The organism is Micromonospora yasonensis, assembly GCF_026013475.1.
Taxonomy (GTDB): Bacteria; Actinomycetota; Actinomycetes; order Mycobacteriales; family Micromonosporaceae; genus Micromonospora; species Micromonospora yasonensis.
The window spans coordinates 1-26,078 of sequence record NZ_JAPDPH010000025.1; the positions used below are offsets into that span (position 1 = coordinate 1).

29 protein-coding genes, 3 pseudogenes and 1 riboswitch are annotated in these 26,078 nt (G+C 73.5%); of the genes and pseudogenes, 13 read left to right on the forward strand and 19 right to left on the reverse strand.

Annotated elements, in window-relative coordinates; translation table 11 throughout:
* The 6 genes from ONA70_RS08125 to ONA70_RS08150 all read left to right on the forward strand — a co-directional run.
* Positions 1-379, forward strand: a 379-nt coding sequence (locus ONA70_RS08125) for an ATP-binding cassette domain-containing protein (protein ID WP_265005724.1), incomplete at its 5' end; no start/stop codon positions are given.
* Position 380: 1 nt separating this feature from the next.
* Positions 381-1,265, forward strand: coding sequence for a metal ABC transporter permease (locus ONA70_RS08130; protein ID WP_265005725.1), 885 nt, complete (start codon positions 381-383; stop codon positions 1,263-1,265).
* Between the two features lie 43 nt (positions 1,266-1,308).
* The gene (locus ONA70_RS08135) at positions 1,309-1,611 is read left to right on the forward strand and encodes an ArsR/SmtB family transcription factor (RefSeq protein ID WP_265005726.1); all 303 of its coding nucleotides are present in this window, start codon (positions 1,309-1,311) and stop codon (positions 1,609-1,611) included.
* Complete coding sequence (locus tag ONA70_RS08140) at positions 1,608-2,000, forward strand: Fur family transcriptional regulator (RefSeq protein WP_265005727.1); 393 nt, start codon at positions 1,608-1,610, stop codon at positions 1,998-2,000. Before ONA70_RS08135 ends, ONA70_RS08140 begins: the two co-directional genes overlap by 4 nt.
* Before the next feature lie 56 nt (positions 2,001-2,056).
* Positions 2,057-2,662 (forward strand): hypothetical protein, encoded by a 606-nt coding sequence (locus ONA70_RS08145; RefSeq protein WP_265005728.1) that lies wholly within the window; start codon positions 2,057-2,059, stop codon positions 2,660-2,662.
* A 9-nt stretch (positions 2,663-2,671) separates the two neighbouring features.
* The gene (locus ONA70_RS08150; protein WP_265005729.1) at positions 2,672-2,842 is read left to right on the forward strand and encodes a hypothetical protein; all 171 of its coding nucleotides are present in this window, start codon (positions 2,672-2,674) and stop codon (positions 2,840-2,842) included.
* A 45-nt stretch (positions 2,843-2,887) separates the two neighbouring features.
* On the opposite strand, the gene ONA70_RS08155 is transcribed toward ONA70_RS08150, so the two are convergent.
* The 5 genes from ONA70_RS08155 to ONA70_RS08175 form a co-directional block, all read right to left on the reverse strand.
* Positions 2,888-4,885, reverse strand: coding sequence for an acyl-CoA dehydrogenase family protein (locus tag ONA70_RS08155; RefSeq protein ID WP_265005768.1), 1,998 nt, complete (start codon positions 4,883-4,885; stop codon positions 2,888-2,890).
* A gap of 182 nt (positions 4,886-5,067) precedes the next feature.
* Positions 5,068-5,571, reverse strand: a complete 504-nt coding sequence (locus ONA70_RS08160) for a DUF6328 family protein (RefSeq protein WP_265005730.1) — start codon at positions 5,569-5,571, stop codon at positions 5,068-5,070.
* 89 nt (positions 5,572-5,660) lie between these two features.
* Entirely contained in the window at positions 5,661-6,410 is a 750-nt protein-coding gene (locus ONA70_RS08165) for an SIS domain-containing protein (RefSeq protein WP_265005731.1), read from the reverse strand.
* Positions 6,407-7,213 carry an aminoglycoside N(3)-acetyltransferase gene (locus tag ONA70_RS08170; RefSeq protein WP_265005732.1) on the reverse strand — a complete coding sequence of 269 codons (807 nt, stop codon included), beginning with the start codon at positions 7,211-7,213 and terminating at the stop codon, positions 6,407-6,409. The genes ONA70_RS08165 and ONA70_RS08170 overlap by 4 nt, the downstream gene beginning before the upstream one ends.
* On the reverse strand, positions 7,210-8,034 hold the full coding sequence (locus ONA70_RS08175) for an alpha/beta fold hydrolase (protein WP_265005733.1): 825 nt from the start codon (positions 8,032-8,034) through the stop codon (positions 7,210-7,212). Before ONA70_RS08175 ends, ONA70_RS08170 begins: the two co-directional genes overlap by 4 nt.
* 90 nt (positions 8,035-8,124) lie before the next feature.
* A riboswitch (TPP riboswitch) is annotated at positions 8,125-8,231 on the forward strand.
* A gap of 73 nt (positions 8,232-8,304) precedes the next feature.
* Between ONA70_RS08175 and ONA70_RS08180 the strand changes: the two genes are divergently transcribed.
* The 3 genes from ONA70_RS08180 (at position 8,305) to ONA70_RS08190 (ending at position 11,255) form a co-directional block, all read left to right on the forward strand.
* Positions 8,305-8,889 (forward strand): ECF transporter S component, encoded by a 585-nt coding sequence (locus tag ONA70_RS08180; RefSeq protein WP_265005734.1) that lies wholly within the window; start codon positions 8,305-8,307, stop codon positions 8,887-8,889.
* 117 nt (positions 8,890-9,006) lie between these two features.
* Positions 9,007-10,458: an ABC transporter ATP-binding protein gene (locus tag ONA70_RS08185; protein ID WP_265005735.1), complete on the forward strand. Its 1,452-nt coding sequence runs from the start codon at positions 9,007-9,009 to the stop codon at positions 10,456-10,458.
* Positions 10,455-11,255 (forward strand): energy-coupling factor transporter transmembrane component T family protein, encoded by an 801-nt coding sequence (locus ONA70_RS08190; protein WP_265005736.1) that lies wholly within the window; start codon positions 10,455-10,457, stop codon positions 11,253-11,255. Before ONA70_RS08185 ends, ONA70_RS08190 begins: the two co-directional genes overlap by 4 nt.
* A 6-nt stretch (positions 11,256-11,261) precedes the next feature.
* Here the strand turns inward: ONA70_RS08190 and ONA70_RS08195 are convergent, their stop codons facing one another.
* Together ONA70_RS08195 and ONA70_RS08200 are read right to left on the reverse strand one after the other, a co-directional pair.
* On the reverse strand, positions 11,262-11,912 hold the full coding sequence (locus ONA70_RS08195) for a response regulator (RefSeq protein ID WP_265005737.1): 651 nt from the start codon (positions 11,910-11,912) through the stop codon (positions 11,262-11,264).
* The gene (locus ONA70_RS08200) at positions 11,909-13,102 is read right to left on the reverse strand and encodes a sensor histidine kinase (RefSeq protein ID WP_265005738.1); all 1,194 of its coding nucleotides are present in this window, start codon (positions 13,100-13,102) and stop codon (positions 11,909-11,911) included. The genes ONA70_RS08195 and ONA70_RS08200 overlap by 4 nt, the downstream gene beginning before the upstream one ends.
* Positions 13,103-13,257: 155 nt before the next feature.
* Here ONA70_RS08200 and ONA70_RS08205 point away from each other — a divergent pair, with 155 nt between their 5' ends.
* Positions 13,258-13,938: a hypothetical protein gene (locus ONA70_RS08205; protein ID WP_265005739.1), complete on the forward strand. Its 681-nt coding sequence runs from the start codon at positions 13,258-13,260 to the stop codon at positions 13,936-13,938.
* A 141-nt stretch (positions 13,939-14,079) separates the two neighbouring features.
* Here ONA70_RS08205 and ONA70_RS08210 read toward each other — a convergent pair whose 3' ends face one another.
* Complete coding sequence (locus tag ONA70_RS08210; protein ID WP_265005740.1) at positions 14,080-14,316, reverse strand: hypothetical protein; 237 nt, start codon at positions 14,314-14,316, stop codon at positions 14,080-14,082.
* Between the two features lie 240 nt (positions 14,317-14,556).
* On the opposite strand from ONA70_RS08210, the gene ONA70_RS08215 reads away from it, so the two are divergent.
* Positions 14,557-14,889, forward strand: coding sequence for an MTH1187 family thiamine-binding protein (locus ONA70_RS08215; protein ID WP_265005769.1), 333 nt, complete (start codon positions 14,557-14,559; stop codon positions 14,887-14,889).
* A gap of 96 nt (positions 14,890-14,985) precedes the next feature.
* A complete protein-coding gene (gene gndA, locus ONA70_RS08220) occupies positions 14,986-16,428 on the forward strand; it encodes an NADP-dependent phosphogluconate dehydrogenase (protein ID WP_265005741.1) in 1,443 nt (480 codons plus the stop codon).
* Between the two features lie 3 nt (positions 16,429-16,431).
* Here gndA and ONA70_RS08225 read toward each other — a convergent pair whose 3' ends face one another.
* The 3 genes from ONA70_RS08225 to recO all read right to left on the reverse strand — a co-directional run bounded on the left by ONA70_RS08225 (position 16,432) and on the right by recO (position 18,441).
* A complete protein-coding gene (locus tag ONA70_RS08225) occupies positions 16,432-16,662 on the reverse strand; it encodes a thioredoxin reductase (protein WP_265005742.1) in 231 nt (76 codons plus the stop codon).
* Positions 16,663-16,833: 171 nt separating this feature from the next.
* On the reverse strand, positions 16,834-17,610 hold the full coding sequence (locus tag ONA70_RS08230) for an isoprenyl transferase (RefSeq protein WP_265005743.1): 777 nt from the start codon (positions 17,608-17,610) through the stop codon (positions 16,834-16,836).
* 36 nt (positions 17,611-17,646) lie between these two features.
* The gene (gene recO / locus ONA70_RS08235) at positions 17,647-18,441 is read right to left on the reverse strand and encodes a DNA repair protein RecO (RefSeq protein WP_265005744.1); all 795 of its coding nucleotides are present in this window, start codon (positions 18,439-18,441) and stop codon (positions 17,647-17,649) included.
* A gap of 101 nt (positions 18,442-18,542) precedes the next feature.
* Between recO and ONA70_RS08240 the strand changes: the two genes are divergently transcribed.
* The gene (locus tag ONA70_RS08240; protein WP_265005745.1) at positions 18,543-19,322 is read left to right on the forward strand and encodes a DUF4097 family beta strand repeat-containing protein; all 780 of its coding nucleotides are present in this window, start codon (positions 18,543-18,545) and stop codon (positions 19,320-19,322) included.
* Between the two features lie 29 nt (positions 19,323-19,351).
* On the opposite strand, the gene ONA70_RS08245 is transcribed toward ONA70_RS08240, so the two are convergent.
* From ONA70_RS08245 to ONA70_RS08280, 8 genes and pseudogenes are all read right to left on the reverse strand, one after another.
* A complete protein-coding gene (locus ONA70_RS08245; RefSeq protein ID WP_265005746.1) occupies positions 19,352-20,488 on the reverse strand; it encodes an acyltransferase family protein in 1,137 nt (378 codons plus the stop codon).
* A 195-nt stretch (positions 20,489-20,683) separates the two neighbouring features.
* Positions 20,684-21,583 carry a GTPase Era gene (gene era / locus ONA70_RS08250; protein ID WP_265005770.1) on the reverse strand — a complete coding sequence of 300 codons (900 nt, stop codon included), beginning with the start codon at positions 21,581-21,583 and terminating at the stop codon, positions 20,684-20,686.
* Positions 21,584-21,588: 5 nt separating this feature from the next.
* Positions 21,589-21,975 carry a cytidine deaminase gene (locus tag ONA70_RS08255; RefSeq protein ID WP_265005747.1) on the reverse strand — a complete coding sequence of 129 codons (387 nt, stop codon included), beginning with the start codon at positions 21,973-21,975 and terminating at the stop codon, positions 21,589-21,591.
* On the reverse strand, positions 21,968-23,380 hold the full coding sequence (locus tag ONA70_RS08260) for a hemolysin family protein (RefSeq protein ID WP_265005771.1): 1,413 nt from the start codon (positions 23,378-23,380) through the stop codon (positions 21,968-21,970). Before ONA70_RS08260 ends, ONA70_RS08255 begins: the two co-directional genes overlap by 8 nt.
* A complete protein-coding gene (gene ybeY / locus ONA70_RS08265) occupies positions 23,356-23,829 on the reverse strand; it encodes an rRNA maturation RNase YbeY (RefSeq protein WP_265005748.1) in 474 nt (157 codons plus the stop codon). Before ybeY ends, ONA70_RS08260 begins: the two co-directional genes overlap by 25 nt.
* Positions 23,830-23,846: 17 nt before the next feature.
* A pseudogene (locus ONA70_RS08270) lies at positions 23,847-24,209 on the reverse strand (PhoH family protein); the annotation flags it as partial.
* A gap of 261 nt (positions 24,210-24,470) precedes the next feature.
* Positions 24,471-25,010, reverse strand: a pseudogene (locus ONA70_RS36670) (LAGLIDADG family homing endonuclease); the annotation flags it as partial.
* A 207-nt stretch (positions 25,011-25,217) separates the two neighbouring features.
* Positions 25,218-25,964, reverse strand: a pseudogene (locus ONA70_RS08280) (PhoH family protein); the annotation flags it as partial.
* Between the last annotated feature and the right edge of the window lie 114 nt (positions 25,965-26,078).

Below are 26,078 nucleotides of genomic sequence, written 5' to 3' on the forward strand. Positions count from 1 at the left end.
GCTCGCCGACCGGGCGGACGACCCGGTCGCGACCCTGTCCGGCGGGCAGCAGCAGCGCACCCTGATCGCCCGGGCCCTCGCCGGCCAGCCGGAACTGCTGGTGCTGGACGAGCCGACCGCCGGGGTGGACGCGGCCAGCCAGGAGGCGTTCGCCACCGCGCTGCGCGGGTTCCTCGACGGCGGCGGGACGGTGCTGCTGGTCGCCCACGAACTGGGGCCGCTGCGCCCCCTGATCAGCCGGGCGGTCGTGGTCCACCAGGGCGGCATCTGCCACGACGGCCCGGTGCCGGAGCCGGCCGGCCACCACGCCGATCCCGATCACGAGCACGTGCACCCGCACTGCGACGAGGAGCCCGCCGGGCTGTGGAGGAGCATCTGACATGGACCTCTTCCAGTACGACTTCATGCTGCGTGCCCTGGTCGGCGCGCTGGTCATCGGGCTGGCCGCCCCGGCGCTCGGCATCTACCTGGTGCAGCGTCGGCTGGCCCTGATCGGCGACGGCATCGGGCACGTGGCACTCACCGGCGTCGGCGCCGGGCTGCTGCTCAACCGCTCTCCCGTGCTGGTGGCGGTGCTCGCGGCCACGCTCGGCGCGATCGTCATCGAGGTGGTCCGCTCGCGCGGGCGTACCTCCGGCGACCTGGCCCTGGCGCTGCTGTTCTACGGCGGCATCGCCGGCGGCGTGCTGCTGGTCGGGCTCTCCGACGCCAGCAGCGCGTCGCTCAACTCGTACCTCTTCGGGTCGTTGACCACCACGTCAACGGGCGACCTGACCACCATCCTGGTGCTCGGCGTGGCGATCCTGGTGACCATGCTGGCGCTGCGCCCGGCGCTCTTCGCGGTCTGCCAGGACGAGGAGTACGCGCGGGTCTCCGGCCTGCCGGTCCGGGCGCTCAACCTGCTGCTGGCGGTGACCACCGCGGTGACCGTGACCATCGCCATGCGGGCCGTCGGGGTGCTGCTGATCAGCGCGTTGATGGTGGTGCCGGTGGCGACCGCCCAGCAGGTGACCCGCGGCTTCCGGGGCACCATGGCGGCCGCGATGGCGCTGGGGCTCTTCGCCGCCGGCGCGGGCGTCGTGGTGGCGGCCGCCGCCGACACCGCGCCCGGCGCCTCGGTGGTGCTGCTGGCCATCGCCTCGTTCCTGGTGGTCGCGCTGGCCACCGCCGCCCGGCGGGCGCTGCGCCGGCCGTCCCGGCCGGCCGCCGCGCCGGTCACCGAGGCGGTCGCCGAGCCGCCGGAACACGAGGTCGCGCTCCGATGAGCCACCCCGGGCCGGCCCAGTCGGCATTGGTTACCGTTACGGGATGACCGCCACAAACGGGTACGACGCCTTCGAGGGCGCGGGTGACCTGCTGCGTGCCCTGTCGGCGCCCATCCGGCTGGCGATCGTGAGCGAGCTGGCCGAGGGCGAGCGCTGCGTGCACGAGCTGGTGGAGCGGCTCGGCGCGCCGCAGCCGCTGGTCTCCCAGCACCTGCGGGTGCTGCGCGGCGCGGGCGTGGTGCGCGGCTCCCGCCGGGGGCGCGAGATCGCGTACGCCCTGGTCGACGAGCACGTCGCGCACATCGACGCGGACGCGGTCAGCCATGCCGGGGAGGGACCGCCGTGACCGAAAGCGGCCTGCGGAACACCCGGCAGCGGACCGCGGTGAGCGCGCTGCTGGCCGAGATGGAGGGCTTCCACAGCGCGCAGGACCTCTACGCGATGCTGCGCCAGCGTGGCGAGCGGGTCGGCCTGACCACCGTCTACCGCACCCTGCAGGGGCTCGCCGACGCCGGCGAGATCGACGTGATGCGCCCGCCCGGCGGCGAGCACCTCTACCGCCGGTGCAGCGAGGGCCATCACCACCACCTGGTCTGCCGCGCCTGCGGCCGGACCGTGGAGGTGGCCGGGCCGACGGTGGAGAGCTGGGCGGAACGGGTCGCCGCCGAGCACGGGTACGCCGAGGTCAGTCACACCCTGGAGATCTTCGGCACCTGCCCGGCCTGCGCCGGCTGAGCTCGCGCTGAGATCGCGCCGTGCCGGCGCGGCCGGACCGTGGCACGCTGTCCGGCGTGAAGATCTACGCTGATCGTTTCCCGACCGCCCTCCGTCAGCTCCTCACCGACCTGCTCGTGGTCGCCTGGGTGTACGCGTCGATCCGCTTCGCGCTCTGGCTGTACGACCTGGTCGAGAAGCTCGCCGTACCCGGGCAGAAGCTGGAGGAGGCCGGCGGCGGCCTGGCCGGCAACCTGGCCGAGGCGGGCGGCAAGGTCGGCCGGGTGCCGCTGGTCGGCGACGAGCTGACCGCCCCCTTCAGCAAGGCCGCCGACGCCGCCCGGGCGGTCGCCGAGGCGGGCCGCGACCAGCAGGAACTGGTCGGCCAGCTGGCCCTGGCGCTGAGCATCGGGGTGCTGGTCTTCCCGCTCGGCCTGGTGCTCTTCGGCTGGCTGCCGCTGCGGCTGCGCTGGATGCGCCGGGCCGGCTCGGCGCAGGCGCTCGCCACCGCCCCGGCCGGGCGGGACCTGCTGGCGCTGCGTGCCCTCGCCGGCCAGCCACTGGCCAGGCTGACCCGGATCGCGCCCGACGTGGCCGAGGCGTGGCGGCGCGGCGACGACGCGACGGTGGACGCGCTCGCCGCGCTGGAGCTGCGCAGACTCGGTCTGAAGGGCGGCCGCTAAGGTACAGCGGTGCTGTACTTCCTGATCGCCGTCGCCGTGCTGCTGCTGATCTACGCGGGCGTCCTGGTGAGCTACGTCCGCAAGGGCCGGCGCATCCCGCCGGCCGCCTACCTGGTGCTGGCCGCCCTGAACGGCCTCATCCTGGCCGGCGTCATCGCCTGGGCGGTCGCCCGCGGCTGACCACGCGGTGGGGAGGGGCCCCGCCGGTGACCGGGGCCCCTCCGGTCACGCCGGCGGGATCCGGCGCCGGACGTCCTCGGCCGTGGACGGGCCCGGCTGCCAGGGGGCCACCCAGGGCCGGTCGGCCGGCGGGGTGGCCACGCCCTCCTCCAGGGCGGCGTACCGGCCGGCGAGGATCCGCTTCGCCGCGGCCACGTCGATCGCGTCGGTGTTGGACCACAGCCCGGTGAACAGCTCGTCGATCCGGAGCCGCGCCTGCCGGCAGAACAGGTCGGCCAGCTCGACGTTCTCGGGGTGCTCGGCCCGTTCGGCGACCGCCCGGACGCAGACCGCGGAGATCGCGAACAGCTCCGCGCCGATGTCCACCACCCGGCCCAGGAACGCCTGTTTGCGCTCCATCTTCCCCTGCCAGCGGGACATCGCGTAGAAGGTGGACCGGGCCAGCTTGCGGGAGGTCCGCTCGGCGTGCCGCAGGTGACCGGCGAGCGGGCCGAACTCGTGGTACGCCCCGGGCGCCTGGCCCCGGCCGACCGCGAGGGTGGGCAGCCACTTCGCGTAGAAGACGCCGGCCCGGGCGCCCGCCTTCGCCTTGCGGCCCAGCCCGACGTCCGGGTCGATGATGTCCCCGGCCACCGAGAGGTGCGCGTCGACCGCCTCCCGGGCGATCAGCAGGTGCATGATCTCGGTGGAGCCCTCGAAGATCCGGTTGATCCGCAGGTCCCGCAGCATCTGCTCGGCCGCGGCCGGCCGCTCACCCCGGGCAGCCAGGGACTCGGCCGTCTCGTAGCCCCGGCCACCCCGGATCTGGATCAACTCGTCGGCGATCTTCCAGGCCATCTCGCTGGCGTAGAGCTTCACCAGCGCCGCCTCGATCCGGATGTCGTTGCGGTCGTCGTCGGCGAGCAGGCAGCAAAGGTCGAGCATGCTCTCCATGCCGTACGTGGTGGCGGCGATGAAGGCCAGCTTCTTGGCCACCGCCTCGTGCTCGCCCACCGGCCGGCCCCACTGGACCCGGTCGGCGGCCCACTCCCGGGCCACGTTCAGCGACCACTTGCCGGCGCCGACACACGTGGCCGGCAGCGAGAGCCGCCCGGTGTTCAGCGTGGTCAGCGCGATCTTCAGGCCCTTGCCCTCGCCGCCGATCACGTTCTCCTTCGGCACGACGACGTCGTGGAACCGGGTGAGGCTGTTCTCCAGGCCGCGCAGGCCGACGAAGGCGTTGCGCCGCTCGACGGTGATGCCCTCGCTGTCGCCCTCGACCACGAAGGCGGTGATCCCGCCGCGTCGCCACTCGGCGGCCGGCACCCGGGCCATCACCACGAGCAGGGTGGCGACCGTGCCGTTGGTGGCCCAGAGCTTCACCCCGTTGAGCCGGTAGCCGGTGCCGTCCTCGGTGGGCTCGGCGGTGGTGGCGAGCCGGGCCGGGTCGGAGCCGACGTCGGGCTCGGTGAGCAGGAACGCGGAGACCTCCCCGGCGGCCAGGCGGGGCAGGAAGCGCTCCTTCTGCTCGGCGGTGCCGAAAATCTTCAGCGGCTGCGGCACGCCGATCGACTGGTGCGCGGAGAGCAGCGCGCCGATCGCCGGGTTGACCGAACTGGCCCGCATCAGGGCTCGGCAGTAATGCAGGTTGCTCAGCCCGAGGCCACCGTACTTGCGGTCGATCTTCATGCCGAACGCGCCCAGCCGGGCCAGCCCGAGGAAGACCTCGTCGGGGATGCGCGCGTCCCGCTCGATGGCCGCCCCGTCCACCTCGGAGTCCAGGTACGACCCGAACGCGCCGAGGAACTCCTCGGCCCGGGCGACGTCCGCCGGGTCGGGGCGCGGCCACGGGTTGACGAGGTCCAACCGGAACCGGCCGAGAAACAGCTCCTTGCCGAAGCTCGGCCGGTCCCAGGCCGTCTCGCGGGCCGCCTCGGCGACCTGGCGGGCCTCCTTCTCGGAGACCTGGCCAGCCTCGGTGGGCAGCGGGCCCGCCCCGCCCGCCTCGCCGACGGTGGCGGCGGCGCCGGCGCCGGCCGGCGGATCGTCATCGATCGGGGCCATCCGACCGGTGGGCCCACCGGCGTTCGCCGGGTCGGGCCGGCTGTTCTGTGTCGTGGTCACGGCTGCCTCCTGGGGACCTCGGTCCGGCTGCGTCGACGTGCTCGACGAAAACGACGTTACTCCCGGGTGTTACCCAGGGGTAGCGTCGCGTGCACGTCCGATTTGGCGCGGACCGCCGCAGCTCAGTCGCCGGGCAGCACCTGCGCGTCGTCGTCCTCGTCGTCGATGTCGTCGTCGCCCCAGTTACGCCGGGCGAACGGCAGGACCAGCCAGAACACCAGGAACCAGACCGCGGTGATCGCGCTGAGCAGGAAGGCGACCGGCCGGCCCAGCACGAAGTCGGTGATCAGCAGGACCGCGCTCACCATCGAGACCAGCATGAAGGCGAGGCCGCCGGTGGCCATCCGATGGGCGAACCGGACCAGCTCCGGCTTGCGTCCCTGCCGGAACAGCGCCCGGTGGAAGGCGACCGGCGAGATGATCAACGCGGCAGCGCCGGCAGCGGCCAGCAGCGCGACAATGTAGACGTTCTTCTGGAAGGTCGTGGTCCGGGTGAACCCGTTGCTGAACGGCAGGGTGAGCAGGAACGCGAACAGGATCTGCACGCCGGTCTGCGCGACCCGCAGCTCCTGGAGCAGGTCGGCGAAGTTGCGCTGCCAGCGCTGCTTCTCGGATTCCTGGGCCACGCACTACCTCCGCCGAAGACGGTACTGCCGGTGAGGGCCTCACACCGGCAGTACCGCCTGTGCCCGGTCCGGGCGGCCGCGAAACCGGGTCAGGCCCCCCGGCGGATCCGGCCGGCGTACCGGGCCTCCAGCTCGGCGTTGTGCTCGTCCCCGCCGGTGATGTTGGCGGACAGGTAGACCGGGGGCCGCTCCCCCGCCGCCAGCAGCCGGGCCACCACCTCCGCCACGATCTGCTGGGCCAGCAGCGCGGCGGTGATCGAGGAGACCGCCCCGACCGCGCCGCCGCCGGGCAGCGGCAGGGTGGCGTCGCCGTACGGGGCGCCGTTGTCGAGCACCACGTCGGCGAAGTCGGCCAGCTTGCGGCCGGACGGGTGGCGGGAGGTCATTCGGGCCGAGTGCTGCGCCGAGGTGATCGCGACCAGCGCGTGCCCGCGTTCCTTGACGATCGACGCGAACTCCACCATCGCGCCGTTCACCCCGGAGTTGGAGGCGAGCACGAAGACGTCCTGCGGGCGGACCGGGGCCAGCTCGTAGAGGCGGTGCGCCACCGCCGGGTCGCGTTCCAGCTTCGGGCCGAGCACGTCGGCCGGCTCACCGCCGTACAGGACCAGGTCGCGCAGGGCGATCCGGTTGGTGGGGACCAGCCCGCCGGCCCGGCCGGCGATCTCCATGGCCAGGGCCTCCGAGTGGCCGGTGCCGAACGCGTGCACCACGCCGTCGGCGCGCAACGACTCGACGATCAGGTCCGCCGCCCGACCCACGTGATCCCGCTGCCCGGCGGCCACCCGCCCGATCGTCTCGGACACCACCGCCAGGTACGCCTCGGCGCTCACCGTCATGATTCCTCCGTCCGTCGGTTCCGGGCCAGCCAGTCCACCGCGAAGTCGACCGCCACCCGCTGCCTCATCAACCGGCCCGTCCCGTCCCCGACCGGCCCGAGGCGTACCGCGCCGGTGGCCTCCAGGTCGGCGCCGAGCCGGGCGAAGTCCCCCTCGTCGAGGACGACGTCCTCCCACCACACCCACTCCCGGCCGCCGTCGCCGGCCAGCACGGCCGCGCCGCAGCGCCGCCGGGGCGGCGCGGGCTGCCGGTACTCGGCCAGGTGCAGCGAGGTGTTGCAGTCGTGGTCGACGCCGAGCAGCAGCACGTCGGCGTCGAGGTCGTAGAGCCGGGCCAGCGGCGAGCCCTCGCCGAGCATGTCCGCGAGCGGGTGGCCGGCGACGATCCGCTCCGCAACCGGCCCGAGCGCGGCGAAGGAGACCTGCGGGTGGTCGCTGCGCCGGGCGCCCGGCCAGGTGCGGACCAGCTCCGCGAGGGCGCCCATGAACCGGCTCGGGGTGACCGCCGGGTCGAAGCCGGGCAGCTCGGCCCGGATGACCGGCCACCAGTCCGCCGGCACCGGCGGGTTGCTCCAGCCCGCCGGGTCGCTGTTGTCCGGGGTGTGGGTGGGCACCACCACGGTGCCGTCCGGGCCGAGCACGTCTCGCAGGGCGAGCAGCACCGCCTCCGGGCCGCCGCAGAGGAAGCCGAGGCCGCCCAGGCCCGCGTGCACCAGCACGATCCCGCCGGGGCGTACGCCGAGGGCGCGGAGCTGGGCGGCGAGCGACGCGCGGGTGTGCGGCCGGGCCGCGGGCGTGGTCATCGGCCGACGCGGGCGAGGATCGCCTCGGCCAGCGGCCCGGGCGCCTCGTCGGGGATCCAGTGGGTGACGCCGGTGACGGTGCGGAAGAGGTAGTCACCCGTCACGTGGGTGGCGCACGCCTCGGCGGCGGTCCGGCCGATCGCGATGTCCCGGTCGCTCCAGACGAACGTGGTCGGCACGGCCACCGGCCCGACCGCCTTCATGTCCGCCCCGGTCATGGCGCGGTACCAGTTCAGCGCGGCGGTCAGCGCGCCGGGCTCGCGCATCGGGTCGGCGTAGCGGGCCACCCGGGCGGCGTCCCCGACCCCGCCGAGCATCCGCCGCAGCGCGGTGGCGCGCAGCGCGAGCAGCACCTTCTCGGCCTTGCCCGGCTTGCAGAACAGGGCGATGTAGGAGGAGCGGGCCTTCTGTCGCGGGTCGGTGGCGAGCGCGTGCCCCATCGCCGCCGGGTGCGGCACCGACACCGCGGTCAGCGTGCGCACCCGCGCCGGGTGCGCCGCCGCGAGGCCCCACGCCACGATCGCGCCCCAGTCGTGGCCGACCAGGTGGGCGGAGGTCAGCCCGAGCGCGTCGAGCAGCGCGGCCGCGTCGGCCACCAACTCCGGGATCCGGTACGCCTCGACCGCCGCCGGCCGGGCGTCCGGCGAGTAGCCGCGCTGGTCCGGCGCGTACGTGCGCAGTCCGGCGGCGTGCAGTGCGGGCACCACGTCGTCCCACTCGCCACTGTGCTGCGGAAAGCCGTGCAGCAGCAGAACGGGTTCGCCGTCCTCGGGGCCGCCGGTGCGTACCTCGAACGTCAGACCTCGCGCGTCGACCCGCATGATCGGCAGCCTACCGAGCCGGGCCGGGCACCGATCGCCCTGCTAGGCCGAGGGCCGGGGTGGGTGCTAGCGTCTGCGTCGAGACAACTTCACATCCGACAGGGGAGCGCACAGCGCTGAGAGTGCGGGCCGGTGCCCGCAGACCCTCGAACCTGATCTGGGTAATGCCAGCGCAGGGAGTTCGGTCGACCTCCAGCCGCGCCGCCGTCCGGTGACACCGGGCGCGGCGTGCGTCTTCTCCTGGTTCGTTCTCTGGACTAGGAGCACTCAATGGACAACAGCAACCGCTGGCGCACTATCGACATCGTGGTCGCCTCGGTGATCGCGGTCGCCTTCGGCGTCATCTTCTGGGCCTGGGGCCTGGTCTGGGGCGCCACCGACGCCGCGTTCGCCTTCTTCCCACCGGCGCAGACCCTCATCTACGGCGTCTGGCTGGTGCCGGCCGTGCTGGGTGGCCTGGTCGTGCGCAAGCCCGGCGCCTCGCTCTACTGCGAACTGGTGGCGGCGATCATCTCGGCGCTGCTGGGCAGCCAGTGGGGCGGCATCGTCATCGTCCAAGGGCTGATGCAGGGCGTCGGCGCCGAACTGGCGTTCGCCGCCTTCCGGTACCGCTCGTACCGGCTGCCGACCGCCCTGCTGGCCGGCGCGCTGACCGGCCTGAGCGCGGCCATCTTCGACTTCGTCTACTGGAACAAGACCTACGACCTGGTCAGCTACCGCATCCCGTACGCGCTGCTGACCATCGTCAGCGCCACCGTCATCGCGGGCCTCGGCGGCTTCTACCTCACCCGCGCCCTGGCCGAGACCGGCGTCCTGGACCGCTTCCCCGCCGGCCGCGAGCGCGCCGCCATCTGACGCGCACCCGCCGACCGCGTTGACCAAGGAGTTTGCGTCGGCTGAGGCGGTGTTCCTGACGCAAACTCCTTGGTCACCGGAGCCGGGCCGGACCGGGAAGTGGGAAGGGGGTGTGGGGTGAGCGCGGTGGTGTTGCGGGGGTTCGGGTGGCGGCACGCGGGGCGCCGCCAGTGGGCGGTGCGGGGAGTGGACCTGCGGATCGAGGCCGGGGAGCGGGTGCTGCTGCTCGGGCCGTCCGGGGCGGGGAAGAGCACGCTGCTGGCGGCCCTCGCCGGATTGCTGCCCGAGGACTCGGGTGAGCAGGAGGGCACCGTCGAGATCGACGGGCTCGACCCGCGCAAGGCCCGGGAACGCGTCGGCATCGTCTTCCAGGACCCGGAGACCCAGCTGGTGATGGCCCGCTCCGGCGACGACGTCGCGTTCGGGCTGGAGAACCGGGGCGTACCGGCCGAGGAGATCTGGCCCCGGGTGGACGAGGCGCTGCGCCGGGTCGGCTTCCCGTACCACCGGGACCGGCCCACCGCCGCGCTCTCCGGCGGCGAGCAGCAGCGCCTCGCCCTGGCCGGCGCGCTCGCCCTGCGTCCGGGGCTGCTGCTGCTCGACGAGCCAACCGCCAACCTCGACCCGGCCGGCGCCGCCCTGATCCGGCGGGCGGTCGCCGACGCCCTCGACGCCGACACCACCCTGATCCTGGTCGAGCACCGGGTCACCGAAGCGTTGCCGCTGGTCGACCGGGTGGTGGTGCTGGAACCCGGCGGCGGGGTGCGGGTCGACGGACCGCCCGAGGCGGTCTTCGCCGCGCACGGCGACGCGCTCGCCGCGGCCGGGGTCTGGGTGCCCGGGCGCGGTCTGCCGCCCCGGCACGCCACGGCGCCGCCCGGCGAGGCGTTGCTCACCGCCGACCGGCTCGGCCTGCCGCCCCGGCTGGCCCACACCGACCTTCAGGTACGCGCCGGCGAGGCGGTCGCCGTCCTCGGCCCGAACGGCGCCGGCAAGTCCACCCTGGCGCTGCTCCTCGGCGGCCTGCTCCGCCCCGGCACCGGTGCGGTCATCGCAGCCGACGCGCTGGCCGGCCGGGACGCGCGCACTCCCCCGCACCGCTGGCGCGCGCCCGCCCTGGCCCGGCGGATCGGCTCGGTCTTCCAGGATCCGGAGCACCAGTTCGTCACCGGCACGGTCCGCGAGGAGTTGGCGCTCGGGCCGCGCCGCACCGGCCAGGACGAGACGGCGGTACGGGCCACGGTGGACAGGCTGCTGGACCGGCTCGGCCTGGCGAGACTGGCCGGGGCCAACCCGTACACCCTCTCCGGGGGCGAGGCGCGGCGGCTGAGCGTGGCGACCGCCCTGGCCACCGCGCCCCGCCTGCTGATCTGCGACGAGCCCACCTTCGGGCAGGACCGGCGGACCTGGCGGGAGCTGGTGGACCTCTTCGCCGAGCTGCGCGACGCCGGCCACGGCCTCGTGGCGGTCACCCACGACCCGGACTTCGTCGCGGCGCTGGCCGACCGGACCCTCACCCTGGAGCGCGCCGACCGGGTCCGCACTCCGGACTCCGAGGAGCGGCCGTGATCAGCGTGCAGCCCGTGGCCCGGCCGGGCGCGCCGCTGGCCCGGCGTAACCCGGTGGCGAAGCTGGCCGCCGCGCTGGTCTTCTCGTTCGTGCTGATCGCCACCCTGGACCCGGTGGCCCCGGCGATCGCCATCGCGGTCGAGCTGGCGGTGCTGCCGCTGTTCGGCGTCCGCTACGGCGTGCTGGCGCGGCGGGCCTGGCCGCTGCTGGCCAGCGCCGGCGGCATCCTGGTCAGCCTGGTGCTGTTCGCCGCCGACCGGTCCGGCCCGGTGCTGGTCGAGGCCGGTCCGGTGGTGGTCACCCAGGGGGTGCTGGTCACCGCGCTGGGGCTGGTGCTGCGCATGCTCGCGGTGGCGCTGCCCGGGATCGTCGTCTTCGCCACCACCGACGCCACCGACCTGGCGGACGCGCTGATCCAGAACGCGAAGGCGCCGGCCCGGTTCGCCATCGGCGCGCTGGCCGCGTTCCGGCTGGTGCCGCTCCTGGAACAGGAGTGGCGGATGATAAGCATGGCCCGCCGGGCCCGCGGCGTGGACGCCGGCCGCAACCCGGTGGTCCGGCTGCGACTCTTCGTGTCCACGGCGTTCGCCCTGCTGGTCGGCGCGATCCGCCGGGGCACCCGGCTGGCGGTGGCGATGGACGCCCGGGGCTTCGACGCCGGCACCCCGCGTACGGTCGCCCGGCGGCAGCGTTTCACCCGGGCGGACGGGCTGCTGGTCGCGGGCGCGGCGGCGCTGGCCGGCGCGGCGTTGACGGTCAGCGTGGTGCTCGGCACCTTCCGCCCGCTGATCGGCTGACGGCCGCTACCGCCGGAGCTGAGCTACCCCGCTCTGGTACGCCAGCACGACCGCCTGCACCCGGTCCCGCACCCCGAGCTTGGCGAAGATGCGGTTCACGTGCGTCTTCACCGTCGCCTCGCCGACGAAGAGCTGGCTGGCGATCTCCCGGTTGGACAGGCCGAGGGCCATCATCCGCAACACCTCGGTCTCCCGGGCGGTCAGTTCCGCCAGGCCCGGGTTGCTGATCACCGACGCCGTCGCGGTGTAGTGGTCGATCAGCCGGCGGGTGATCGACGGCGAGAGCAGGGCGTCGCCCCGGGCCGCCGTCCGTACCGCCTCGGCCAGCTCCCTGGGCGGGGTGGTCTTGAGCATGAAGCCGGAGGCGCCGGCGCGCAACGCCCGGTAGACGTACTCGTCGAGGTCGAAGGTGGTCAGCATGATGACGCGGGTCTCGCTCCGCGCGGCCAGGATCCGCTCGGTCGCGGCGATCCCGTCCACCGGTGCCATGTGGATGTCCATCAGCACCACGTCGGGCACGAACCGGGTCGCGAGCCGCACGGCCTCCACGCCGTCGGCCGCGTCGGCGACGACCTCGATGTCGGGCTGTGCCGTGAGGATCATGCGGAGGCCGCCGCGCACCAGCGCCTCGTCGTCGGCGATGAGAACCCTGGTCACCCGGTGACCCCTGTCGCGGAGAGCGGGGCGGCCGACGCCTCGGCGTCGAAGGGCAACTCGACGCGTAACTCGAAGCCGCCCTGCCCGCGGGGACCCGCGCTGACCGTACCGCCGAACAGCTCCACCCGCTCCCGGATACCGGTCAGCCCGTGCCCGGTGCCGGCGCTACGCCGGGCCGGGCGCGCTCCGTCGTCGACGACGTGCAGCCGGAGGGCGGCACCGGCCACCTCAACCGCGACGTGGACGGTCGCGCCCGGTGCGTGCCGGGCGGCGTTGGTCAGCGCTTCCTGGAGGATGCGGTACCCGCTGACGTCGGCGGCGGCGGGAATCGTGCCGAGGTCGCCCGTGACGGTCACCTCGACCCGTCCGCCGGCGAGACGCACCCCGGCGGTCAACGGGTCGATCCGCCGCAGCGACGGCAACGCTTCCGGGGGTGCCTCCGCGCCGCGCAGGATGACGAGCAGTCGCCGCAGCTCGGTGACCACCTCGCGGCCGACCTCCTGCACCGCGTCGAGTGACTCGCCGGCCCGGACCGGGTCGGAGTCGAGCACCGCCTGCGCCGCTGCCGCCTGCAGCACCATCACCGAGACACCGTGCGAGACGATGTCGTGCAGTTCCCGGGCCACCCGCAGCCGCTCGTCCGTCCGGGCGGCGGCCTCCCGCTCGGCGGCCAGCGCGACCAGCCGCGCCGCCTGCGCCCGGCGCATCCGCACCGCGTACCCGGGGCCCAGCACCGCGAGCCCGACGAACAGGATGAACACCCAGTCGGAGTCGCCGGCCATCGCGTTCTCGATCCCGAGCGACACGAAGTAGCTGACCGCAGCCACCGCCGGCGCGGCGCGGCCGCCCACGGCGACACAGCCGAAGCACGCGGCGAGCAGGGCCAGCAGCGGCACGACCGGCCACTCCGGCAGCACGGGCGTGAAGCTCTGCGCGGTGAAGCAGGCGCCGGCGAGAACGGCGGCCGCCCTGGGGTACGCCCGGCAACCGGCCACCGCGAGGCCGTAGCCCACCAGCAGCACGGTGAGCACGGCGAGCCAGCCGTCGGGAAGCGCGGCGAGGTCCGGGCCCGCGCCCTCGACGTAGCCCGCCAGCGGGACGTAGAGCTCGGCCAGGCCGAACGCGAACAGCGCGACACCGGCGAGGGCGGTCGCCACGTCCCGCCACCGGGCGTTGAGGGCGGCTGACATGCCGGAAGGGTATCGACGGCACGCGGAGTTCCGCGTCCACCCACGGGTGTAACGGCGGCGGCCGGGACTCCACCCGCGGATCAACTTCGCGGCCGACGATCCGGCCAGGCCCGGCTCCTAGCGTCCCTCTCACGGCTGAAGGAAGGGAGATTCTGATGAACGACAGGACCGGCCGGCTCACGGCGGGCGCTCTGCTCGCCGGCGGCGTCCTCTATGGCGTCGCGAACGCCTTCTACTGGGTGATGTTCCCCGATGACGTGTCGGAGAGCGCCGGCAACGTGACGGTGGCCGCCGGGAACCTGGGCGCGTGGCGGGTGGAGAGCGTCCTGTTCGCGCTGGCCCATCTGCTGCTGCTGCCGGCGGCGCTCGGGCTCGCCGCCGTGCTGCGCCGGCGCAAGCCGGTGGCGGCCACCATCGGCGGCGCGACCGCCCTGCTCGGGCTCTACTTCTCCACCGTCCACCTCTGGCAGTACAACGCCCTCTTCGGCGCCCTCGCCGGGGCCGGGGTCGACGCCGACGCCGCCCGGCCGGTGACCGACGCCATCGACGGGGACCCCTTCGTGGCGGCCTCGTTCGCGGTGTGGCTGCTCGGCTGGCTGATCGGCCTCCTGGTGCTCGCCTTCGGCGCCTGGCGGGCCCGGCTGGTGGCGCTCTGGGTGCCGCTGGTCCTCACCGCCGGGCAGGTGCTGGACCTGGTCACCGAGGGCGTCCCGCTCAAGGTCGCGGTGAGCGTGCTGATGGTGGCCGGCTTCGCCGGCCTGGCCCTCGGCGTCGAGCGGTCGCGGCGGGTCGACGCGCCGGAAGGGTCGGCGACCCCGGCGACCGCCGCGGCCTGACCCCCGGGGGCGGGCGGGGACTGCTGCCCCGCCCGTTCCCCTCGGATCGGCCAGCACCGGCCATGGCGCCGCCGCATCGGCGAGTTGGCGGTATCCGACCGACCGGTACCTCGCCAGCTCGGCGAGGTGGAGTCGACAGCGTCAGCTCCGCCGGAACGCGTAGAACCGGGCCTGGCCGGCGCGCTGGCTGCGCCCGGCGAGGCGAGCGTCGCGGCCGGTCGGCGGGCCGGCCTTGGGCGGCGGTGGGGTGTCGGTCCGGGCGGGCAGGGCGACCGGGGACGGCACGGCCAGCGCGTCGAGGTCCGGCGGGGTCACGTCCGCCAGGGACGGTGCGGATGAGGGCTTACGGGACTTCTTCGGACTGCGCTTGGCGGGCATGCGCTGCCTCCTGACTGTCTCAGGCGCCGGGTGGCGCGGCGAGCGGGCAGACCCCGGGCGTCCGATCAGGAGAGACACCGCGATGACGCGGCGAAGGATGCGGAACGCCCGGAGCGGACAGGTCCGCGGCGCGAACGGGCGGCGGACCGGGGCTCGGAAGAAGGGCGTCAGTTACGCATGCCAGCAGCCTATCCGGCCACCCACGCCACCCGCACCCGAATTACTGGCACGATCGGCGACATGCTGATCGCGTTCTCGATCACCCCGCTCGGCGTGGGTGAGTCCGTGGGCGACCTGGTCGCCGACGCCGTCCGGGTGGTCCGCGAGTCCGGCCTGCCCAACCGGACCGATGCCATGTTCACCACCGTCGAGGGCGAGTGGGACGAGGTGATGGCCGTGGTGAAGCGGGCCGTGGACACCATGGCCGCGCAGGCGCCCCGGGTCAGCCTGGTGCTCAAGGCCGACCTCCGCCCCGGGGTGACCGACGCGATGACCGCCAAGGTCGCCCACGTCGACACCCGGCTGGCCGACCTTCCGGGGCCGACCGCCACCATGCCACCCAACCAGGAGTAATCCCGCGCTCACCAGCCGCCGACGTCGCCACCCGCACCCGGACCGGCCGCGATACGGTCGCAGCACGGGCACCGGAGACGAGAGGTGGCGGTACGCATGGCACAGCAGGCGACGGCGCAGATCGGGGTCACCGGTCTGGCGGTGATGGGCCGCAACCTGGCCCGGAACCTGGCCCGCAACGGCTTCACCGTGGCGGTGCACAACCGCTCGCCCGAGCGCACCCGCCGTCTCGTCGCGGAGCACGGCGGCGAGGGCACCTTCGTGCCGTCGGAGTCCCTCGCCGACTTCGTGGCCTCGCTGGAGCGCCCCCGCGCGGTGATCGTCATGGTGAAGGCGGGCGCCCCCACCGACGCGGTGATCGACGAACTGGTCCCCCTGCTCGAGCAGGGGGACATCGTGGTCGACTGCGGCAACGCGCACTTCGCCGACACCCGCCGCCGCGAGGAGGCGCTGCGCGGGCACGGGCTGCACTTCGTCGGCACCGGCGTGTCCGGCGGTGAGGAGGGCGCGCTGCACGGCCCGAGCATCATGCCGGGCGGCTCGGCGGAGTCGTACCGGAAGCTCGGCCCGATCTTCGAGAAGATCGCCGCGCAGGTGGAAGGTACCCCGTGCTGCCGGCACATCGGCCCGGACGGCGCGGGCCACTTCGTGAAGATGGTCCACAACGGCATCGAGTACGCCGACATGCAGCTCATCGCCGAGGCGTACGACCTGCTGCGGGCCGGACTGTCGGCGGGCCCGGCGGAGATCGCGGAGATCTTCCGGGAGTGGAACCGCGGCGAACTGGAGTCCTTCCTCATCGAGATCACCGCCGACGTGCTCGGGCACACCGACGCGGCGACCGGCCGGCCCTTCGTCGACGTGGTGCTCGACCAGGCCGAGCAGAAGGGCACCGGCCGGTGGACCGTGCAGAGCGCACTCGACCTGGGCATCCCGATCACCGGCATCGCCGAGGCCACCTTCGCCCGGTCACTGTCCGGGCACGCCGACCAGCGCGCCGCCGCCCGCCGCGCCTTCCCCGACGCGGGCGAGAAGTGGCAGGTGGACGACCGGGACACCTTCGTCGAGGACGTCCGGCGCGCGCTGCTGGCCAGCAAGATCGTCGCGTACGCGCAGGGGTTCGACCACATCCGCGCCGGCAGCCGGGAGTACGACTGGAACATCGACCTGGGCGGCACCGCCACCATCTGGCGGGGCGGCTGCATCATCCGGGCCCGCTTCCTGGACCGGATCCGGGAGGCGTACGACGCCGAACCGGAGCTGGCCACGTTGCTGGTCGCCCCGTGGTTCGCCGACCGGGTCAGCGCCGGGGTGCCGGCCTGGCGGCGGGTGGTGGCCGACGCGGCCCGGGCGGGCGTGCCGACCCCGGCCTTCTCGTCGTCGCTGGCCTACTTCGACGGCCTGCGCGCCGAGCGGCTGCCGGCCGCGCTGATCCAGGGCCTGCGGGACAACTTCGGTGCGCACACCTACCACCGGGTGGACCGGGAGGGCTCGTTCCACACCCTGTGGGCGGGGGACCGCTCCGAAGTGGAGGCCTGAGACTCACCAGGCGCGCTGGGTCTCTTCGGGCGCAGTGGGCGCCCAGCCGGCGGCCGGTTCGCCCTGCGCCAACTCGCCGATCTCGCCGGAGCGGACGGCCGGGGTGTGCCCGAGGTCGGCGCAGTACCGCTCGGCCACCCCGGCGCACAGGTCGGCGATCTGCTCACGCTGCGCCGGATCACCCAGGTCGGCCCCGGCCAGGGCGGCCGTCATCTCGTACCGGAGCTCGCGCATCCTCCACCCCCGTGGCGGGCGCGTCCCGGCGGCGCGCCCTGCGCCGATCGTACGCGCGGGCGCCCCGCTCCCGGCCGGAAAGCCGGATGCGGGGGGCGCCCACGGAGCCGGCCCACCGCGACGCCGCGGCGGGCCGCCGAGGTCAGCAGAACCGACGCCGCTTGGCCGACGTCAGGATCCGGGGGCCACCGGGTTGGGCAGCGCGCCGCCGAAGCGCCGGTCCCGCTGGGCGTAGAGCTCGCAGGCGTACCAGAGGTGGCGACGGTCGAAGTCCGGCCAGAGGGTGTCGAGGAAGACCAGTTCGGCGTACGCGCTCTGCCAGAGCAGGAAGTTGGAGGTGCGCTGCTCGCCGGAGGGGCGCAGGAAGAGGTCCACCTCGGGGACCTCCGGGTGGTAGAGGTACCTCGCCAGGGTCTTCTCGGTGACCTTGCCCGGGTCGAGCTTCCCGGCGGCCGCGTCGCGGGCGATCGCGGCGGCCGCGTCCGCGATCTCGGCCTGGCCGCCGTAGTTGACGCAGAACTGCAGGGTCAGCGTCGAGTTGCCCCGGGACATCTCCTCGGCGGTCTGCAGCTCGGAGATCACGCTCTTCCACAGCCGGCCGGACCGGCCGGACCAGACCACCCGGACGCCGAGGTCGACGAGCTGGTCCCGGCGGCGGCGGATGACGTCCCGGTTGAAGCCCATCAGGAAGCGGACCTCCTCCGGCGAGCGCCGCCAGTTCTCGGTGGAGAAGGCGTACGCCGACAGGTAGGGGATGCCCAGCTCGATGGCGCCCTCGATGGTGTCGAAGAGGCTGTGCTCGCCCTGCTCGTGGCCCTTGGTGCGGGGCAGCCCGCGCTCCTTCGCCCAGCGCCCGTTGCCGTCCATGACCACGGCGATGTGCCTCGGCAGCGCCTCGGCCGGCAGGGCCGGCGGCCGGGCACCCGACGGGTGCGGAGTCGGTGGCATCGGCTCACGCCGGCCGGCCCTCATCGATCGGATCACTTACGTCTTCTCCCTGTTCACACCTGCCGGGGCGCCCCGGTCGACCAGCGGCAGCGAGCGTAGCGCGCGCTCCAGGTGCCACTGGAGGTGCGCCGCGACCAGACCGCTGCACTCCCGGCGTACGCCGGGCTCGGTGGCGTCGGCGTACGCCCAGTCGCCGGTGGTCAGCGCGGACATCAGCTCGACGGTGGCCGGGGCCGGGTGGGCGGCGCCGGGTGGGCGGCAGTCCGGGCAGACCGCACCCCCGGCGGGCACGGAGAACGCCCGGTGCTTTCCCGGGGTGCCACAGACCGCGCAGGCGGTCAGCGCCGGCGCCCAGCCGGCGAAGGCCATCCCGCGCAGCAGGTACGCGTCGAGCACCAGGGTGGTGGCGTGCTCGCCGCGGGCCAGCGACTTGATCGCCCCGAGGGTGAGCTGGAACAGGCGCATGGACGGCTCCCGCTCGACCGGGGTGAGCCGCTCCGCCGTCTCGGCGATCGCGCTGGCCGCCGTGTAGCGGGGGTAGTCGCCGAGGAACCGCTTGCCGTACAGGTCGATCCCCTCGACCTGGCTGATGGTGTGCAGCGAGCTGCCCTGGTTGCCCTTGGGATCGCCGGCGAGTTGGAGGTCGACGTGCCCGAACGGCTCCAGCCGGGCGCCGAACCGGCTGGTGGTGCGGCGTACCCCCCGGGCGACCGCGCGCAGCCGGCCGTGCCGGCGGGTGAGCAGGGTGATGATCCGGTCGGACTCGCCCAGCTTCTGCACGCGCAGCACCACCGCGTCGTCGCGGTAGAGCTGTCGGCGGTACCCGGCCATCCCGTCATTCTCCCTCGGGGTGCGATCTCAGGGTCGGTTCGGGGTGGATCGGCGGTCGAACCCGGATGTGCGCCGCCGAGGTCGGGCCGTAGCGTCTCGGCATGGCTCTGCACCGGACCGCCGTCGCCACCACCGCGGCCGCCACCCTGATCCTGCTCGCCGGGTGTGACACCCTGTCGTTCCGCCGACTCGACTTCGACAACACCGAGGCGGTGAAGATCAGCCGGATCACCGTGCAGCCCGGGGGCGCCGGGGACATCACCGTCCACGCCGCCGGCTCCGCCGCCCAGGTACGGATCAAGCGGGTGCTCCGCTACCAGGGCAGCCAGCCCACCACCCGGTACGAGATCAACGGCGACGAGTTGGTGCTGCCGACCGACTGCGGCCCGCGGTGCACGGTCTCCTACGAGGTGACCGCCCCCGAGGGCGTGGCGGTACGCGGCGAGACCGGCTCCGGGAACGTCACGCTGAGCCAGGTCGGCGCGGTGGACTTCACGCTGCACTCCGGGGACATCAGCGTGACCGGGGCACGCGCCGACGTCCACGCCGAGACCACCTCGGGCAACATCGAGGTGGTCGACGCGACCGGCGCGGTCCGGCTGCGCGCCTCCTCGGGCAACATCGACGGGCGCCGGCTCGCCGCGGGGGTGGACGCGGAGGCCACCTCGGGCAACGTCACCGTCGAACTGGACCGGCCGGCCTCGGCCCGGGTGCACGCCACCAGCGGCGACGTCGAGCTGACCGTGCCGGCCGACCGGTACCGGGTGCGGGCGCACGCGAACTCCGGCGACACCAAACTGGGTGTGCCCGACGACCCCACCGCGTCCCTGGTCCTGGACGTGACCGCCACCAGCGGCAACGTGACGGTCCGGCACCGCTGACCCCGCGCCGCCCGCTTCGGATCCGCGGATCAGGCCCCCCGGGTGGCGCGGTCGGGCTCGGCGCGGCGTGGTGCGGGGACCCGAGGGGCGCCGGCCGGGACAAGTTCGGTTGCCGCGCCGGCGGGGGCGGGGCTGGCCGGGGCGGCCGCCGCGCGATCCGCCACGGTCCGCCCGCCGGGAAGCAGTTCCGGGGTACGCCGGGCCGCGCCGTCCTCCACCCAGCCGACCATCAGGGTGACCACCCCGACCAGCGCGAACACCAGCACCACCCGGATGGCGAGGCCGAGCGGGTCGCGCGGCGTCCAGCCGACCAGGCCGACCAGCGGGGTGAGCGCCACCACGAACGGCATGTGCCACAGGTAGATGGTCAGCGCACGCCGGTTCAGCACGGTGACCGCCCGGCTCACCAGCGGGTAGCGGTCCACCCAGGGGGCCTCGGCCGGGGCCCGGCCGATCGCGACCAGGATGAAGGCGGCCGACCAGAGCGCGTTGCCGAGGTGGATGTCGTTCAGGTCGTAGCCGCGCGGTCCGGGGTGGGTGGCGATCCAGGTCAGGCCGGCGGCGCCGAGGGCGAGCGCGGTGGGGACGAGGACCCGGTCGCGCAGCCGGCGGAGCATCCCGTCGTGGTGGGCGAACCCGAGCAGCCAGGCGCCGAAGTACAGGCCGAACTCGCGCAGCACGGTCGGGGCGTCCGGGAAGATGCCGAACTCGATCGTGGCGAGCAGCGCGTACGGGGCGAGCAGGGTGGGCAGCGGCGCGCGGCGGAACAGCCACAGGACCAGCGGCGAGGCAAGCACGAACCACAGGTAGTCCCGCAGGTACCAGATCGGGCTCAGGGCCAGCGCGCCCCAGTGGTTGGCCGGTGGGTCGCTGACCGGGAAGAGCCAGAGCAGCACCTTCGGGGTGAGCGGGAGCCCGGTGAGCAGCATGGCCGGTACGAAGACCGCGGCGAGCACCCAGAGCGACGGCAGCAGGCGCCGCAGCCGGCGCGCCACCGCCGGCACCCCGGTCCGGTCCAGCGACGCGGCCATCAGCGAGCCGGCGAGCGCGAACATCACCGACATCGCGGGAAACACCAGCGTGAGGGCGGCGTACCCGGTGACGTGATAGACGACGACTCGAACGATGGCCAGGAAGCGGAGCAGGTCCAGGTATCGGTTTCGCATCAGCCTGCATCTATGTCCGGGGACGGGATCAACGTTCCCCTACCCTCCGACCCGACCGCGCGATACGGCCAACGACCCGGGGTCAAAAGTGAGACTTCCCATAAAGCCGACCGATCCGGACCACCCGGGAAGGGCACCCGAAAAACGGCGATCGCCGGTCCGGATGGGCCGGGCCGGCGATCGGACGTAGCGGGCTCAGAAACCGAGCTTGCGCAGCTGCTTCGGGTCGCGCTGCCAGTCCTTCGCGACCCGGACGTGCAGGTCCAGATAGATCCGGGTGCCGAGCAGCTCCTCGATCTGCCGGCGGGCGGTGGTGCCGACCTCCTTGAGCCGGCTGCCCCGGTGACCGATCATGATCGCCTTCTGGCTGGGCCGCTCCACGTACACGTCGGCGTAGATCTTGGTGAGGTTGCCCTCCGGGATCATCTCCTCCACCACCACCGCGATGGAGTGCGGCAGCTCGTCCCGGACCCCCTCCAGGGCCGCCTCGCGGATCAGCTCGGCGACCAGCACCTGCTCGGGGTCGTCGGTGAGCATGTCGTCCGGGTAGAGCTGCGGCGACTCGGGGAGGTATTTGGTCATCACGTCGACCAGGGTGTCGACCTGGTGGCCGGACACCGCGCTCACCGGCACCACGTCGGCGAAGTCCGCCAGCTCGCTCACCGCGAGCAGCTGCTCGGCCAGCCGCTTCCGGTCCACCAGGTCGGTCTTGGTGACCACGGCCAGCACGGTCGCCTTGAGGCTGGCCAGCTCGCCGGTGATGAACCGGTCGCCCCGGCCGATCGGCTCGTTCGCCGGAATGCAGAGGCCGATCACGTCGACCTCGCTCCAGGTCTCCCGGACCAGGTCGTTCAGGCGCTCGCCGAGCAGCGTCCGGGGCCGGTGCAGCCCCGGGGTGTCGACCAGGACGAGCTGCGAGTCCGGCCGGTGCAGCACGGCGCGGATGACGTGCCGGGTGGTCTGCGGCTTGTTCGAGGTGATCGCGATCTTGGTGCCGACGATCGCGTTGGTCAGCGTCGACTTGCCCGCGTTCGGCCGCCCGACGAAACAGGCGAAACCGGCGCGGTAGGGACGAGGCTGCTCCGGGTCCGGCACCCCGCTCACTCGACCACCGTGCCGAGGACGGTGCCGTCCGGCGCGGCCACGTGGATCGGCGCGTCGACCGCGAGGTCGCGGACCGCGGCGTGCCCCGCGCCGTCCAGCGTCGAGGCCTCGGTCACGACCACCGCCGCCTCCAGCCGGCTCGCCCCGGCGGCCACCGCCGAGGCGACCGCCAGCTGCAGCGCGGTCAGGGTCAGCGACGGCAGCGCCACGCTGGCCGCCGCGTACGTCCGGCCGTCCTGGTCGCGGACCGCCGCGCCCTCCACTGCGCCGACCCGGCCACGCGCGCCCCGGGCCAGGACGACCAGCTTGACGTCCTCGGCGCTCAGCTCGGCCGGGTCGGACGGGGTGGGCCGGGCGGCGGGCACGGCGAAAGACTCACGCATCGGCGGGCTGCCTCTCCTCGGAACGGTTGGGGTTGCCGCGGGACTCGGCGTGCTCGCCGCGCCCCGCGCTGTCGGACGCGTCGCTCGGCGCGGCCCGGCTCACCAGCACGGTGTCGATCCGGTTGCGCCGACCGGTGGTGCCCTCGGCGATCAGCCGGAGCCCGGCCACCTCGGCCTCGGCGCCGGGGATCGGCACCCGGCCGAGCGACTGCGCGAGCAGGCCGCCGACCGTCTCCACCTCGTCGGTGGGAAGCTCGGTGTCGAACAGCTCGCCCAGGTTCTCCACCGGCAGTCGGGCGGCCACCCGGACCGACCCGTCCGCCAGGCGCTCGACCGGCGGGCGTTCGACATCGTACTCGTCGGTGATCTCACCGACGATCTCCTCCAGGATGTCCTCGATGGTGACCAGGCCACCGGTGCCGCCGTACTCGTCGACGACGATGACCAGGTGGTTGCGGGCCGCCTGCATCTCGGAGAGCAGGTCGTCGACCGGCTTCGACTCCGGCACGAAGGTCGCCGGGCGCATCAGCTCGGAAACCGGCAGCTCCGCGGTCCGCGGGTCGCCGCCCTGGGTACGCCGGATCAGGTCCTTGAGGTAGAGCACCCCGAGCACGTCGTCCACGCTCTCGCCGATCACCGGGATGCGGGAGAACCCGGAGCGCAGGAAGAGCGCCAACGCCTGGCTGAGTGTCTTGCGCTCCTCGATCCACACCATCTCGGTACGCGGCACCATCACCTCGCGGGCGATGGTGTCACCGAGGGCGAAGACCGAGTGGATCATCTGCCGTTCGCCGTGCTCCACGACGCCGCGCTGCTCGGCCAGGTCGACCAGCTCGCGCAGCTCCACCTGGCTGGCGAACGGGCCCTCCCGGAAGCCCTTGCCCGGGGTGACCGCGTTGCCGATCAGGATCAGCAGCGAGGCGAGCGGGTTCAGCGCCCGGCCCAGCCAGCGCACCAACGGAGCGACTGCCCGGCCGACCGCGTACGCGTGCTGCCGGCCGATCGTGCGCGGCGCGACGCCGACCACCACGAAGCTGACCACGGTCATCGCGCCGGCGGTGACCAGGGCGGCCCGCCAGCCGGCGCCGAAGCTGTCCACCGCCACCAGCGCGACCAGCGTGGTGGCGGTCAACTCGGCGAGCAGCCGGAGCAGCAGCAGCAGGTTGAGGTGGCGGACCACGTCGCCGGCGACGGCCTGGAGGGTACGCGCGCCGCGCGCCCCGTCCCGGGCCAGCTCGGCGGCGCGGGCCGGGGACACGGCGGCCAGCGCCGCCTCGGTCATCGCGATCAGGCCGGCCAGCACCACCAGCCCCGCCGCGAAGACGATGAGCTGGAGATCGGGCAGTCCGGCGGGGACGCCGCCGGCCGCCAGGGTGACCATCACTTCGACCAGGTCGCCCGCCAGCTGGCCAGCAGTCGGGCCTGGAGACCGAACATCTCCCGCTCCTCCTCGGGCTCGGCGTGGTCGTATCCGAGCAGGTGCAGTACCCCGTGCACGGTGAGCAGGTGCAGCTCGTCCGCGGACGAATGGCCGGCGGCGGCCGCCTGCTTGGCCGCCACCTCCGGGCAGAGCACGATGTCGCCGAGCAGGGCCGGCTCACCGCCGGCCGGGCTGCTCTCCCCCGGGCCGTGGTCGACGCTGCCCTCGTCCATGGGGAAGGCGAGCACGTCGGTCGGGCCGTCGCCACCCATCCAGCGGTGGTTCAGCTCGGACATGTAGTCGATGTCGACCAGCAGGACGGAGAGCTCGGCGAGGGGGTTGACCCCCATCTCGTCGAGGGCGTGCCGGGCGACGGCGAGCACGGCGTCGGTGTCGACCTCGACACCCGACTCGTTGGCGATCTCGATGGACAACTGTCTTCCTCTGGTGGTTAGCGGCGCCGGCCGGCCCGGCCGCCCTGGGCGGTACGCCCGGGCACGGCGTGCACGCTCTGCGCCTGCTGGTTCTCCCGCTCGGCGTCCCAGCGGGCGTACGCGTCGACGATGTCGCCCACCAGCTTGTGGCGGACCACGTCGGAGCTGGAGAGCTGGGCGAAGTGCACGTCCTCGACGTTGCTCAGGATCTCCCGGACCACCCGCAGGCCGCTGGTCGTCCCGCCGGGAAGGTCCACCTGGGTGACGTCACCGGTGACCACGATCTTGGAGCCGAAGCCGAGCCGGGTGAGGAACATCTTCATCTGTTCGGGCGTGGTGTTCTGCGCCTCGTCCAGGATGATGAACGCGTCGTTGAGGGTGTTGTGCGTGACCAGGAAGTCGTCGGTCACATACAGCGAGTCCTCCGCCGCGACCTGGATGCACATCGTCTCCTGCACACCGGCCGGGAGAATCGAGTCGATGAAACGCATGGGCTGCCCGCCCCCATGCTCGTCGTACAGCCGACGCTTACGGAGCAGACGGAACGGCGGGATGCCGGCAGGAAGCCGGATCTCCAGGACGTAGGCGTCCGAGCGGTACGGAACCGGACGCCCCTTGGCCAGGCCGGGCTTGCGTCCCGCAGCCTCCCGTACCCGCCACGTGGCCACCCCGCCGAGCGACTGGACCAGGTAGACGACATCGTCTCGCAGCTGCGGGGAGGTCGTCGAGTACTGCACGCGGCAGGTGCGCCCCGCCTGGACCGCTGGCCCACCATCGGTGTCGAGCAGCCCTTGCAGGACGGCCAGGCGGACGTCGAGGCTGTTCTGCTTGTAGACGTCGGGCACGAACTTGGTTCCCGACTTCATCCCGGCCAGACCCAGCTCACGCACCGGGTTGGCGACGATCACGCCGCCCCGGTGCCCCTTCACGTGCCGGAGGACGTAGTTGTAGTCGCCCTTGCGGACCAGCTCAATGTCGCTGAGCGCCTGCTCGATCGCGATGGCGAGCTCCGGATCCGCCGTGGTGAATCCCGGCGTCGTTCGGGACGAGATCGAGCCGTCCCCGAGCAGCAGACCGAGCACGTACGGATCGAGCGGAACCTCCTTCGGCTCCATCTGGACGGGCGCCACGACCGGGAGCTCGTACCGGCGGATGTGGCCCCGCCGCTCCTTGCCGATCATCTCCCGCGTTTCGAGAGTGCGCCGGTGTCCGCGCCGCTTATCCTCCGGCGTCGCGACCGTCCAGAGGTGCTCACCGCAGCAGACGGTGGACGCCCCGTCCTGGGTGGTGACCCGGTAGACCTGCTTGGGCCCTTGGGGGTAGATGCCGATTACCGGCGTGGGCGTCCCGTTCGAGCCGATGACCAGGTCTCCGACCCGGAGTGACCCGAACGGCTTGAATCCCTCCGGCGTCAGGACCCGCGCGTCGTACGGCTGCGCCCGGCCCCGCATGTACGCCAGCGGCGCCACCTCGATGGTGCCGGCGGCCATCAGCTTCGGGATGGACTCCGGGTCGAGCATGTCGTGCAGCGCGTCGTACAGCGGCCGCAGGTAGGGGTCGATCTTCTCGTTCAGGGTTCCGGGCAGGAAGCCCAGCCGCTCGCCCGCCTCGACCGCCGGCCGGGTGAGGATGATCCGGTTGACCTGCTTGGCCTGGAGCGCCTGGACGGCCTTGGCCATGGCCAGGTAGGTCTTGCCGGTGCCGGCGGGCCCGATGCCGAAGACGATGGTGTGCGCGTCGATCGCGTCGACGTAGCGCTTCTGCCCCAGCGTCTTGGGACGGATGGTGCGGCCGCGCCGGGAGAGGATGTTGAGCGTGAGGACCTCGGCGGGCCGCTCGGTGCTGCCCTGCTCGAGCATGCCGACGGTACGCCGTACGGCGTCAGTGGTCAGGGTCTCGCCTTTCTCGATGAGTTCGAGCAGCTCACTGAAGAGACGCTCGGCGAGGGCGTTGTCCGCGGGCGCGCCGGTGATGGTGATCTCGTTGCCCCGCACGTGGACGTCACTGTTGACCGAGCGTTCGACGAGCCGAAGGATCTCGTCGCCCGCGCCGAGCAGGTTGACCATGATCTTCTGGTCGGGGACCGTGATCCTGGTCTGCACCCGGGGCGGGCCGGGAGGTGGGGTGCCGGTCATAGATCGGGCCGTCGGGCCCTACGCCACCTGCTCTCGATCTCGGCGCCGGGCCCTGCTGGCGCGGCGGTCGTGACATCCATCGTATCGGTTCAACACGCGCCGCACCGCGCCCAT

Bases quoted from the DNA above. Each gene is read 5' to 3' on its own strand.
- ONA70_RS08130 (WP_265005725.1), top strand. From the start codon at position 381: ATGGACCTCTTCCAGTACGACTTCATGCTGCGTGCCCTGGTCGGCGCG.
- ONA70_RS08135 (WP_265005726.1), top strand. From the start codon at position 1,309: ATGACCGCCACAAACGGGTACGACGCCTTCGAGGGCGCGGGTGACCTG.
- ONA70_RS08155 (WP_265005768.1), bottom strand. From the start codon at position 4,885: ATGGCCCCGATCGATGACGATCCGCCGGCCGGCGCCGGCGCCGCCGCC.
- ONA70_RS08165 (WP_265005731.1), bottom strand. From the start codon at position 6,410: ATGACGGTGAGCGCCGAGGCGTACCTGGCGGTGGTGTCCGAGACGATC.
- ONA70_RS08170 (WP_265005732.1), bottom strand. From the start codon at position 7,213: ATGACCACGCCCGCGGCCCGGCCGCACACCCGCGCGTCGCTCGCCGCC.
- ONA70_RS08175 (WP_265005733.1), bottom strand. From the start codon at position 8,034: ATGCGGGTCGACGCGCGAGGTCTGACGTTCGAGGTACGCACCGGCGGC.
- ONA70_RS08180 (WP_265005734.1), top strand. From the start codon at position 8,305: ATGGACAACAGCAACCGCTGGCGCACTATCGACATCGTGGTCGCCTCG.
- ONA70_RS08200 (WP_265005738.1), bottom strand. From the start codon at position 13,102: ATGTCAGCCGCCCTCAACGCCCGGTGGCGGGACGTGGCGACCGCCCTC.
- ONA70_RS08205 (WP_265005739.1), top strand. From the start codon at position 13,258: ATGAACGACAGGACCGGCCGGCTCACGGCGGGCGCTCTGCTCGCCGGC.
- ONA70_RS08210 (WP_265005740.1), bottom strand. From the start codon at position 14,316: ATGCCCGCCAAGCGCAGTCCGAAGAAGTCCCGTAAGCCCTCATCCGCA.
- ONA70_RS08215 (WP_265005769.1), top strand. From the start codon at position 14,557: ATGCTGATCGCGTTCTCGATCACCCCGCTCGGCGTGGGTGAGTCCGTG.
- gndA (WP_265005741.1), top strand. From the start codon at position 14,986: ATGGCACAGCAGGCGACGGCGCAGATCGGGGTCACCGGTCTGGCGGTG.
- ONA70_RS08225 (WP_265005742.1), bottom strand. From the start codon at position 16,662: ATGCGCGAGCTCCGGTACGAGATGACGGCCGCCCTGGCCGGGGCCGAC.
- ONA70_RS08230 (WP_265005743.1), bottom strand. From the start codon at position 17,610: ATGCCACCGACTCCGCACCCGTCGGGTGCCCGGCCGCCGGCCCTGCCG.
- recO (WP_265005744.1), bottom strand. From the start codon at position 18,441: ATGGCCGGGTACCGCCGACAGCTCTACCGCGACGACGCGGTGGTGCTG.
- ONA70_RS08240 (WP_265005745.1), top strand. From the start codon at position 18,543: ATGGCTCTGCACCGGACCGCCGTCGCCACCACCGCGGCCGCCACCCTG.
- ONA70_RS08245 (WP_265005746.1), bottom strand. From the start codon at position 20,488: ATGCGAAACCGATACCTGGACCTGCTCCGCTTCCTGGCCATCGTTCGA.
- ONA70_RS08255 (WP_265005747.1), bottom strand. From the start codon at position 21,975: ATGCGTGAGTCTTTCGCCGTGCCCGCCGCCCGGCCCACCCCGTCCGAC.